The organism is Streptomyces tricolor, assembly GCF_002155905.1.
Taxonomy (GTDB): domain Bacteria; phylum Actinomycetota; class Actinomycetes; order Streptomycetales; family Streptomycetaceae; genus Streptomyces; species Streptomyces tricolor.
Genome location: NZ_MUMF01000185.1, coordinates 16,818 through 27,957 on the forward strand (window position 1 = coordinate 16,818; position 11,140 = coordinate 27,957).

Below are 11,140 nucleotides of genomic sequence, written 5' to 3' on the forward strand. Positions count from 1 at the left end.
TCCTGCGGGTGGGTGGGTGTGTGCGCCTACGGGGGTGCCGCTCGATCGTCGTTCGCGGGTGCGGGTGCGATGTGGCTCGTCGCGCGGTTCCCCGCGCCCCTACGGGGCGCTTACGACGCCCTTGGCTTCGCCCGTGGCCGTGCCCGCCGTGGCCGACTTCGGGATCGGGCGGTCGGCCTTCAGGGCGTCCCACACCAGCTGGGCCTTGTCCTTCGCCAGCAGGACCCGGTTGGGGTTGGCCGGGTCGTACTGGACGGGCATCGTGACCATCTTCATCTGGGAGGAGCTGATGCCCTTGAGCCCGTTGGCGAAGTCGATCAGGGAGTTGACCGAGCCGAGTTCGGAGTCGGTGGTGACGGCCTTGGTGGCGGTGTCGGCGAGGTCGTACAGCTTCTTCGGGTTCGTGAAGACGCCGACGTGCTTGACCTGGTCGATCAGCGCCTTGATGAAGGCCTGCTGGAGCTGGATGCGGCCCAGGTCGGAGCCGTCGCCCACGCCGTGCCGGGTGCGGACCAGGCCGAGGGCCTGTTCGCCGTCGAGGGTGTGGGGTCCGGCCTTGAGGTTCAGGTGGCTCTGGGGGTCCTTGATGTCCTTGGTGGTCGTCACCCGGACCCCGCCGAGGTCGTCGATGAGCTTCTGGAAGCCCTCGAAGTCGACCTCCAGGTAGTGGTCCATGCGGATGCCGGTGATCGACTCCACGGTCTTCACCGCGCAGGCCGCGCCGCCGGTGGAGTACGCCTCGTTGAACATCACGCCGGACGCTGCGGGGTGGGTGGTGCCCTTGGTGTCGGTGCACCGGGGCCGGTCGACCAGGGTGTCCCGGGGGATGGAGACCACGCTGGCCTTCTTGTGGCCCTCGTAGACGTGGACGATCATCGCCGTGTCCGAGCGGGCGCTGCCGTCGTCGGCACCGCCGCCGAGTTTCTTGTTCTTGCCGGCGCGGGTGTCCGAGCCCAGGACCAGGATGTTCTCGGAGCCGTTGTCGATCTTCGTGGGCCGGTCGCTGCCGAGGGCCTGGTTGATGTCGACGCTGTGCAGGTTGCCGTTGAGCTTGAAGTACAGGTACCCGGCGCCGGCCCCGCCCAGGACGACCACGCCCGCGGCCGTCCAGGCCGTCGCGCGCAGGGCCTTGCGGCCCGTGCTGGGGGCCTTGCGGCGGCGGCCCTTGCCCCGGCGGCGCGGGGTCGTGCCCGGCTCGGTTATGGCGGGCTGGGGCTGCGTGCTCTCGGCGGCCACATCGCTCCTAGGTCTCGGCGGTCGGATACCCCCTGCGGTCAGGGTCGGGCGCGGTCGTCACCGCTCCATCGTCGCTCCGCCCGGTCAGACGGAGAAACTCGGGAAAGGGTTGCACAACGCACAGTGCCCACCGCGTGCGGCGATGGGCACGGTGCGTAGTCGCTCAGTCCGCGCGGACCGCGTTCACCTGCGGGTTCAGCCCCACAGGTCGTACGCCTGGAAGCCGGTGCCGGCCGAGACCCTTGTGGCAAAGATCTCGCTTGTGGCCTTTCCGGTGCCCTTGTACAGGTACAGGGTGCCGCCGGAGGTGCGGGCCAGGAAGTCGGCCCTGCCGTCCCCGCTCACGTCGCCGACCGCGTCGAAGGCGTTGTAGCCGGTCCAGGCGCTGCGCACCTTGATCCGGGTGGCGAAGGCGCCGGTGCCGGACTTCCCGGTCCCCTTGTACAGGTACAGGTCGCCGGTGCTGGACTTGCGGGCGAGCAGGTCGGCCTTGCCGTCGCCGGTGAAGTCGCCGTGCCCGCGCACCATGTTGTACTGGTTCCAGCCCGCACCGACCTGCACCCGGGAGCCGAAGGTGCCGTTGCCCTTGCCCGGGTAGATCCACAGGGTGCCGCCGGAGTCCACGGAGAGCACGTCGGGCAGGTAGTCGCCGGTGACGTCGCCCGGGGTGACGATCCGGGTCCGGGTCTTCCAGCCGGTGAAGATCTTGGTGGTGGCCCAGGAGCCGCTCGTGCGGGCGCTGTTGAGCACGAAGTGGTCCCAGTAGACGTCACCGGTCGAACCGACCCGGTAGACCAGGTCCTGGTAGCCGTCCCGGTTGAGGTCCGTCTGCAGCACCAGGTTGACGCCGCTCCAGTCGCCCCAGGAGACCCGGGCGCCGAACGAGGTGCCGCTCGAGTCCTTCTCGTAGCCGGTCTTCGTGGAGGAGGCCCGCAGGAACAGGTCGGCCTTGCCGTCGGGCTTGTTGTTGAACAGGCTCAGGTTGGTGTCGTCGATCTGGGGATAGGCGGAGCCGACGTAGGCGCCGACCCGGGTGAAGACGCTGTAGTAGCCCTTCTCCACACAGTCCCGGATGCCCCAGGAGACCACTCCGGCGAGACGGCCGCCCACCACGAGCGGGCCGCCGGAGTCGCCGTTGCAGGTCGCGCTGGTACCGGTGTCGCTTCCGCTCTGCGTGCCCGCGCAGACCATGCGCCCCGCGACGTAGGCGGAGCCGTAGACGCCGGAGCAGGTGCTGTCGGACCGCAGGGTCAGCGTGGCCGTCTTGAGCGTCGGGGAGATGTCCTGGCTGGTGGAGCTGGTACGGCCCCAGCCGTAGACCTTCGCCTGGGTGCCGGCCGCGTACGAGGCGGTGTCGCCGGAGGTGACCAGGCGGATCGGCGTGGCCTTGACCGGGACGGCCAGGGTGAGCAGGGCGAGGTCGCCCTCGTACTTCCCCGTCTCCTTGTCCACCGGGTCGTAGCCCGGCTGCCACCACTGGCGCAGCACGGCCGTGGCCTGGCCGCCGTGCAGGTCCGTGGTACCGGCGGAGTCGGTGGTGGGCAGCTGGTCGGTGCCCGTGACGACGGTGCCGTGGGCCTGCCAGCTGTAGTTCCTGTTGTCCTCCCGGACACAGTGGGCGGCGGTCAGGATCTTCGTCGGCGCGACGACCGTGCCACCGCAGAAGAAGCTCACGTCGTCACTGGTGTCGGTGGTGTTCTTGTCGTCGTAGTACCAGAGCTGGGCCATCCAGGGCGCCGAGGAGATGGTGGCCTGTCCGCCACCGATGATCTTCGGGGACACGGCCGAGGGGCTGCTGCTCTTGGCCGGCCGGTCGGTGCCGAGGGCCCCGGCGATCCGCTTCTCCAGCGTGGCCTGGGACGGCTGGCCGACGACGGGTTCGGCCGTGGGCTCCGGCAGCGCCGTGGCCGTGCCGGCAAAGGTGGTGAGCAGCGCGGCGGCCAGACCGGCAGCGGCAAGGGGCAGGGCACGGCGTATCCGCCGTCTGCGCCGCCCGGGCAGGGGCATGGGCAAGGGGGTCCCCCCAGGGAGAGGTGTGAACGAGGGGACGCATGGGGCGTCCCGTACCTCTCAGCGCCAGAAGCCCGCCCCCCGTCACTGGTGGACAGGGGGCGGGCTTCCGTTCCTCGGGACGAACCGTCAGTCGCCGTTGCCGGGCGCCGGCGTCGTCTTCTGGATCTGCATCAGGAACTCGACGTTCGACTTGGTCTGCTTCATCTTGTCGAGAAGCAGCTCGATCGCCTGCTGCTGGTCGAGCGCGTGCAGCACCCGGCGCAGCTTCCAGACGATGCCCAGCTCCTCGGCGCCGAGCAGGATCTCTTCCTTACGGGTACCGGACGCGTCCACGTCCACCGCCGGGAAGATGCGCTTGTCGGCGAGCTTCCGGTCGAGCTTCAGCTCCATGTTGCCGGTGCCCTTGAACTCCTCGAAGATCACCTCGTCCATGCGGGACCCGGTGTCCACGAGCGCCGTGGCCAGGATGGTCAGCGAGCCGCCGTCCTCGATGTTCCGCGCCGCACCGAAGAACCGCTTCGGCGGGTAGAGCGCGGTCGAGTCGACACCACCGGACAGGATGCGGCCGGAGGCCGGCGCCGCCAGGTTGTAGGCGCGGCCCAGACGCGTGATCGAGTCGAGCAGCACGACCACGTCGTGGCCCAGCTCGACCAGTCGCTTGGCCCGCTCGATGGCCAGCTCGGCGACGGTCGTGTGGTCCTCGGCCGGGCGGTCGAAGGTCGAGGAGATGACCTCGCCCTTGACCGACCGCTGCATGTCGGTGACCTCTTCCGGACGCTCGTCGACGAGGACGACCATCAGGTGGCACTCGGGGTTGTTGTGCGTGATCGCGTTGGCGATCGCCTGCATGATCATGGTCTTGCCGGTCTTCGGCGGGGCCACGATCAGACCGCGCTGGCCCTTACCGATCGGCGAGACCAGGTCGATGATGCGGGTGGTGAGCACGCCCGGGTCGGTCTCCAGACGGAGCCGGTCCTGCGGGTAGAGCGGGGTCAGCTTGTTGAACTCCGGGCGGCCGCGGCCGTGTTCGGGCGCCATGCCGTTGACGGAGTCCAGGCGGACCAGCGCGTTGAACTTCTCGCGGCGCTCGCCCTCCTTCGGCTGCCGGACCGCACCGGTGACGTGGTCACCCTTGCGCAGGCCGTTCTTGCGGACCTGGGCGAGGGAGACGTACACGTCGTTCGGGCCCGGCAGGTAGCCGGAGGTCCGGATGAAGGCGTAGTTGTCGAGGATGTCCAGGATGCCCGCGACGGGGATCAGGACGTCGTCCTCGGCGAGCTGCGGCTCGGCGATCTCGTCACGGCCGCGACGGCCCCGGCGGTCGCGGTAGCGGCCACGACGGCCGCGCCGGCCGCCCTCGAAGTCGTCGTCGTCCTGCTGGCGGTCCTGCCGGCCGCCCTGCTGCTGGCCCTGCTGCTGACGCTGCTGGCCGCCCTGCTGCTCGTCGCCCTTGTTACGGCGGTCACGGTCCCGGCCGCGCTCGCGGCGGTCCCGGCGGCCACGGCCCTCGCCGTCACCGGCGTCGCCCTTGGCCTCGCCCTGCTGCGGCTGCTGCTGCGCGGGCGTCTCGGCCTTGGCCTCGCTCTTGGCCTCGGCGGCGACGGTCTCGGCGCTGCTCGCGGCCGGGCTGCCCGCGTCGGCGGTGGCGCGGCGGCGCCGGCGCTCGGTCGGGGCGTCGTCCGAGGCGGGCTGGCCGGGGATCTCGATCTGCTGCTGGGCCACGGCCTTCTCGGCGGGAGAGTCAGCAGCCTTCCCCGCCTTCTCCGCCTTCTTCTCGGCGTCCTCGCCGGTACGGGCCTTGGAGGTGGCCCGGCGCTTCGGCTTGGTCTCGGTGGCGGTGTCGGCCTTGGCGGCGGCGGGGGCTCCCCCGGCGGCCTGGGCCTCCTTGATGACCTCGATCAGCTGGCTCTTGCGCATCCGCGCGGTGCCCCTGATCCCGAGGCCCGAGGCGACCTGCTGCAGCTCGGCCAGCACCATGCCCTCGAGGCCGGTACCGCGGCGCCGCCGGGAGCCGGCACCGGTGGCAGGCGCGGAGGCGTCCGTGGCGGGCGCGGCAGCGGTCTCCTCGACACGTGCGCCCATCAGATCGGTGGTGTCGCTCACGAAGGGTCCTTCCCTGGAGCGGACGTCGGCCTGTCTGGCTCGGCGACCGGTTGTGCTGTCCGGCTACGGTCCTGTCTTCTGTGAACCGTGCCGGGGCGGTGGTCCGCCAAAGCGGCGGAAGAAATGTGCGGTGATGGCGCTTCCGCGAGCCGTGGCACCCAGTGTCACGTGGCGTGGTAGCACCGGTTCCGGAGCTCCCCCAGAGGGGGTACCCCCACCGGCGGCCCGCTCAGTGCCCGCATCCGACGTACTGCCCAGGTACGACGCAAGGAACACGGAGTGGCGCGGGAGGCTCCCGGAAGAATGTCTGTCCCGGACGGGGACACGAGGCACCTCGCCATGGTGGGGTCGGGTGCAGACTTGAGGTTAACACTACCGGATCCAACAAACATTCCCCCTCTCCAAATCCGGCAACCGTGTGTCAGGTCGCAAGCGGCAGCACGCTCGCTCCCTGGACGTCCAGGCTCAGCCGGTTGGCGGCCCAGTCGGCGCCGGCCAGGGCCTCCACCTTGTCGGCGGTGCCGGCGTCGGCGAGGGCCATGACGGTGGGCCCGGCACCCGAGATCACGGCCGGGATGCCGTCGGCGCGCAGCCGCTCCACCAGCGCGGCGCTCTCCGGCATGGCCGGGGCCCGGTACTCCTGGTGGAGGCGGTCCTCGGTGGCCGGCAGCAGCAGCTCGGGGCGCCTGGTCAGGGCCTCGACGAGCAGGGCGGCGCGGCCCGCGTTCGCGGCGGCGTCGACGTGCGGCACGGTGCGCGGGAGCAGGCCGCGCGCGGTCTCGGTCAGGACCGGCTTTCCGGGCACGAAAACCACCGGAACGATGGAATGGTGCGGCTCCATCCTGATGGCCCGGGCGGCGCCGGCCTCCATCCAGGACAGGGTGAAGCCGCCGAGCAGACAGGCGGCCACGTTGTCCGGGTGGCCCTCGATCTCGGTGGCCAGTTCCAGCAGCGCGGCGTCGTCCAGGCGGGTCTCGCCGCCTATGGTCACGGCGCGGGCGGCGACGATGCCGGCGCAGATGGCGGCGGAGGAGGAGCCGAGGCCACGGCCGTGCGGAATGCGGTTGGCGCAGACGATCTCCAGGCCGCGGGGCTGCCCGCCCAGCAGATCGAAGGCGGTGCGCAGGGAGCGGACGAGCAGGTGGCTCTCGTCCCGCGGCAGGGTCTCGCTGCCCTCGCCCGCGATGTCGATGTGCAGCCCGGAGTCGGCCACCCGGACGACCACGTCGTCGTAGAGCCCCAGCGCGAGGCCCAGGGCGTCGAAGCCCGGGCCGAGGTTGGCGCTGGTGGCGGGGACGCGCACCCGGACGGCGGCGGCGCGGAACGCTGGACCGGCCATCGCTCGTTGACTCTCCTTGAGCTGCGTGACTGTCGAAGACACTCGATACGTACGGGAGACCCTCGGCCGCGCAGACGGCGCGGCGCGGCGCCGCCCATGTGCGAGGGCATATGCAATGGGCGGGTTTCGATACAGCCTATCGAAGGAAGCTTCCGTGGCGACATAGGGCGCACAGGAGGCGCACGATGCGTGTCGTAAGCCCCCTGTGCTCCCTGTCAGGGAAAACCCGGCTGCGGGGCGCTCAGGCGAGGCCGAGGCGCTCGGCGGCGGTGGCCGCGTCGACCGGGACGGTGACCGGCTGCGGGGCACCGGCCACGGCCCAGTCGGGGTCCTTCAGGCCGTTGCCGGTGACGGTGCACACGATGCGCTGGCCGGGGTCGACCTTGCCCTGCTCGGCGGCCTTGAGCAGACCGGCCACCGAGGCGGCGGAGGCGGGCTCCACGAAGACGCCCTCCTGCGCGGCCAACAGGCGGTAGGCCCGCAGGATTTCACGGTCCGTCACCTCGTCGATGGCGCCGCCGGACTCGTCCCGCGCGGCCAGGGCGTGCTGCCAGGACGCGGGGTTGCCGATGCGGATGGCGGTGGCGATGGTCGACGGGTCCTTGACGACCTCGCCGCGCACGATCGGGGCGCTGCCGGACGCCTGGAACCCCCACATGCGCGGGGTCCGGGTGGCGATGCCGTCGGCGGCGTACTCCGTGTAGCCCTTCCAGTAGGCGGTGATGTTGCCCGCGTTGCCGACCGGGAGGACGTGGATGTCGGGCGCGTCGCCGAGCATGTCCACGATCTCGAAGGCGGCCGTCTTCTGGCCCTCGATGCGCACCGGGTTGACCGAATTCACCAGCGCGACGGGGTAGTTCTCGCTCAGTTCGCGCGCCAGCGTGAGGCAGTCGTCGAAGTTGCCGTCGACCTGGAGGATCTTCGCGCCGTGCACGAGGGCCTGGCCCATCTTGCCGAGGGCGATCTTGCCCTGCGGCACGAGGACGGCCGACACCATGCCGGCCCGCACCGCGTACGCGGCGGCCGAGGCGGAGGTGTTGCCGGTGGAGGCGCAGATGACAGCCTTCGCGCCCTCCTCCTTGGCCTTGCTGATGGCCATGGTCATGCCCCGGTCCTTGAAGGACCCGGTGGGGTTCGCGCCTTCCACCTTCAGGTGGACCTCACAGCCCGTGCGCTCGGAGAGCACCTGCGCGGGCACGAGGGGCGTGCCGCCCTCGCGGAGCGTCACGACCGGCGTGGTGTCGGAGACCGGCAGCCTGTCCCGGTACTCCTCGATGATTCCGCGCCACTGGTGGGTCATTGCTGGTTACTCTCCTTCAACCCGCATGATGCTGGCGACACCCCGCACGGTGTCGAGCTTGCGCAGTGCCTCGACGGTCCCGGAGAGGGAGGCGTCCGAGGCCCGGTGGGTGACGACGACGAGGGAGGCCTCGCCGTCCTTGCCCTGCTGCCGAACGGTGTCGATCGACACGCCGTGTTCGGCGAAGACGGTGGCGACCTGGGCGAGCACACCCGGTTTGTCGGCCACGTCCAGGCTGATGTGGTACCGGGTGACGACCTGGCCCATCGGGGAGACGGTCAGGTCGGCGTAGGCCGACTCACCGGGCCCGGTGGTGCCGCTCAGCCGGTTGCGGCAGACGGCGACGAGGTCGCCGAGCACGGCCGAGGCGGTGGGCGAACCGCCGGCGCCGGGGCCGTAGAACATCAGCTGCCCGGCGGCGTCGCTCTCCACGAAGACGGCGTTGTAGGCGCCGCGGACGGAGGCGAGCGGGTGGGTCAGCGGGATCATCGCGGGGTGCACGCGCGCGGTGACGGAGGTGCCGTCCGCGGACCGCTCGCAGATGGCGAGCAGCTTGATGGTGCAGCCCATCTCCTTGGCGGAGCGGAAGTCGGCGGCGGTGACCTCGGTCATGCCCTCGCGGTAGACGTCGTCCAGGCGCACGCGGGTGTGGAAGCCGATGCCGGCGAGGATGGCGGCCTTGGCGGCGGCGTCGAAGCCCTCGACGTCGGCGGTCGGGTCGGCCTCGGCGTACCCCAGGGCGGTGGCCTCGTCGAGGGCCTCCTGGTACCCGGCGCCGGTGGTGTCCATCTTGTCGAGGATGAAGTTGGTGGTGCCGTTGACGATGCCGAGCACCCGGTTGACCTTGTCGCCGGCGAGCGACTCGCGCAGCGGCCGGATCAGCGGGATGGCGCCGGCGACGGCGGCCTCGTAGTAGAGGTCGCGGCCGTGCTGCTCGGCGGCGGCGTGCAGGGCGGCCCCGTCCTGGGCGAGCAGGGCCTTGTTGGCGGAGACGACGGAGGCGCCGTGCTCGAAGGCGGTGGTGATGAGCGTCCGGGCCGGCTCGATGCCGCCGATGACCTCGACCACGACGTCGATGTCCCCGCGTTTGACGAGGGCGGTGGCGTCGGTGGTGACCAGGCCCGGGTCGATGCCCTCGCGCACCTTGCCGGGCCGCCGTACGGCGACACCGGCCAGCTCGACCGGGGCCCCGATCCGGGCGGCGAGGTCGTCGGCGTGCGTCGTCATGATGCGCGCCACCTCTGAGCCGACCACTCCACAGCCCAGCAGCGCCACCTTCAGCGGACGCGTACGCATCATCCGACCTCGTTTCCTCATACCGTCTACGGTTGGTCCAGTCTCACTCACCGGACGGGAGTTTCTACCCTTCGTCCGGATCGTGAGACATCTATTTCATTTTCACGGGGGCGGAAGACCGCAGATCTTCCGCCGCCCGGGGTCTTGCGGGGGTGCGGGTCACCCGACGTCGAGACGCAGGAGGTCCTCCTCCGTCTCCCGCCGGACGATCACCCGGGCGTCGCCGTCGCGCACGGCGACGACGGGCGGCCGGAGCACGTGGTTGTAGTTGCTGGCCATGGACCGGCAGTACGCGCCGGTGGCCGGTACGGCGATGAGGTCGCCCGGCGCCAGGTCGGCCGGCAGGAACGCGTCCTTGACCACGATGTCCCCGCTCTCGCAGTGCTTGCCGACGACGCGGGCGAGCATGGGCTCGGCGTCGCTGCTGCGGGACACCAGGGCGACGCTGTACTCGGCGTCGTACAGCGCGGTGCGGATGTTGTCCGACATGCCGCCGTCGACGGAGACGTAGGTGCGCAGCCCGTCCAGCGGCTTGACCGTGCCGACCTCGTACAGCGTGAAGGCGGTGGGGCCGACGATGGCGCGGCCGGGCTCGACGGAGATGCGCGGGGTCCTGAGGCGGGCGGCCTCGCACTCGCGGGTGACGATCTCGGTGAGCGCCTTGGCGATCTCGTGCGGCTCACGCGGGTCGTCGGCGCTGGTGTACGCGATGCCGAGGCCGCCGCCGAGGTCGATCTCGGGCAGCTCGACCCCGTGCTCGTCGCGGATGTCCTTGAGCAGCCCGACGACCCGGTGGGCGGCCACCTCGAACCCGGACATGTCGAAGATCTGCGACCCGATGTGGCTGTGGATCCCGATCAGTTCGATCCCGTCGAGCTGGAGCGCCCGCCGCACGGCCTCGGCGGCCTGCCCGCCGGCGAGCGGGATCCCGAACTTCTGGTCCTCGTGGGCGGTCGCGATGAACTCGTGGGTGTGCGCCTCGACGCCGACGGTGATACGAATCTGCACCCGCTGCCGCTTGCCGAGTTCCTGGGCGATGTGGGCGACGCGCACGATCTCCTGGAAGGAGTCGAGCACGATCCGCCCGACCCCTTCGCCGATCGCGCGGCGGATCTCCTCGGGGGACTTGTTGTTGCCGTGGAAGGCGATGCGCTCGGCGGGCATCCCGGCGGACAGCGCGGTGGCCAGCTCGCCGCCGGAGCACACGTCGAGGTTGAGCCCCTCCTCGTTCAGCCACCGCACGACGGCCCGGGAGAGGAAGGCCTTCCCGGCGTAGAAGACATCGGCGTCCGGGCCGAACGCGGTGCGCCAGGCACGCGCGCGGGACCGGAAGTCGGTCTCGTCGAGGATGTAGGCGGGGGTGCCGAACTCCTCGGCGAGCCGGGTGACGGGAATCCCCGCGACGCTCACCACACCGTCGTCGCCGCGCGTGACGGTCTCGGCCCACACCTTCTGGTCCAGGGCGTTGAGGTCGGCGGGCGGCGCGGAGTAGTGCCCCTCGGGCAGGACGTCGGCGTGGCGGGGCCCGGCGGGATGGGCGGAACGGCTCATGACGTGGCTCTCAGACTCTCTGTCTCTCTCCGGGGCGCATCTGCTCGCGGCCTCAGAGATGTTCGGGTGCGTCGATGCCGAGCAGGGACAGGCCGCCGGCCAGCACCGTCCCGGCGGCTTCGGCGAGGGCCAGCCGGGCCCGGTGGGCGGCCGAGGGTTTCTCCTCGCCTACGGGAAGCACGGAAGGCAGCAGGGGCAGCACGGCATCGGCGACGGTGACGAGATGCCGGGCGAGCCGGTCCGGGGCACGGTGGGTGGCGGCCCCGGCGAGGATGCGGGGGTGGTCGGCGAGGGGGGTGAGC

8 protein-coding genes are annotated in these 11,140 nt (G+C 71.2%); all 8 read right to left on the bottom strand.

Annotated elements, in window-relative coordinates; translation table 11 throughout:
• Window positions 1-99: 99 nt before the first annotated feature.
• The gene (locus CCN44_RS14690) at window positions 100-1,236 is read right to left on the bottom strand and encodes an LCP family protein (RefSeq protein WP_059252600.1); all 1,137 of its coding nucleotides are present in this window, start codon (window positions 1,234-1,236) and stop codon (window positions 100-102) included.
• A gap of 195 nt (window positions 1,237-1,431) precedes the next feature.
• Window positions 1,432-3,243, bottom strand: coding sequence for a trypsin-like serine protease (locus CCN44_RS14695; protein ID WP_086697889.1), 1,812 nt, complete (start codon window positions 3,241-3,243; stop codon window positions 1,432-1,434).
• 132 nt (window positions 3,244-3,375) lie between these two features.
• Window positions 3,376-5,352, bottom strand: coding sequence for a transcription termination factor Rho (gene rho, locus CCN44_RS14700; protein ID WP_059252598.1), 1,977 nt, complete (start codon window positions 5,350-5,352; stop codon window positions 3,376-3,378).
• Window positions 5,353-5,773: 421 nt separating this feature from the next.
• The gene (gene thrB / locus CCN44_RS14705) at window positions 5,774-6,691 is read right to left on the bottom strand and encodes a homoserine kinase (protein WP_059252597.1); all 918 of its coding nucleotides are present in this window, start codon (window positions 6,689-6,691) and stop codon (window positions 5,774-5,776) included.
• A gap of 241 nt (window positions 6,692-6,932) precedes the next feature.
• Complete coding sequence (gene thrC, locus CCN44_RS14710; RefSeq protein WP_059252596.1) at window positions 6,933-7,991, bottom strand: threonine synthase; 1,059 nt, start codon at window positions 7,989-7,991, stop codon at window positions 6,933-6,935.
• A gap of 6 nt (window positions 7,992-7,997) precedes the next feature.
• Window positions 7,998-9,287 carry a homoserine dehydrogenase gene (locus tag CCN44_RS14715; protein WP_059255237.1) on the bottom strand — a complete coding sequence of 430 codons (1,290 nt, stop codon included), beginning with the start codon at window positions 9,285-9,287 and terminating at the stop codon, window positions 7,998-8,000.
• 159 nt (window positions 9,288-9,446) lie between these two features.
• On the bottom strand, window positions 9,447-10,838 hold the full coding sequence (gene lysA / locus CCN44_RS14720; RefSeq protein WP_059252595.1) for a diaminopimelate decarboxylase: 1,392 nt from the start codon (window positions 10,836-10,838) through the stop codon (window positions 9,447-9,449).
• A 52-nt stretch (window positions 10,839-10,890) separates the two neighbouring features.
• The coding region (locus tag CCN44_RS14725; RefSeq protein ID WP_244203919.1) for a DALR anticodon-binding domain-containing protein at window positions 10,891-11,140 on the bottom strand (250 nt) is incomplete at its 5' end.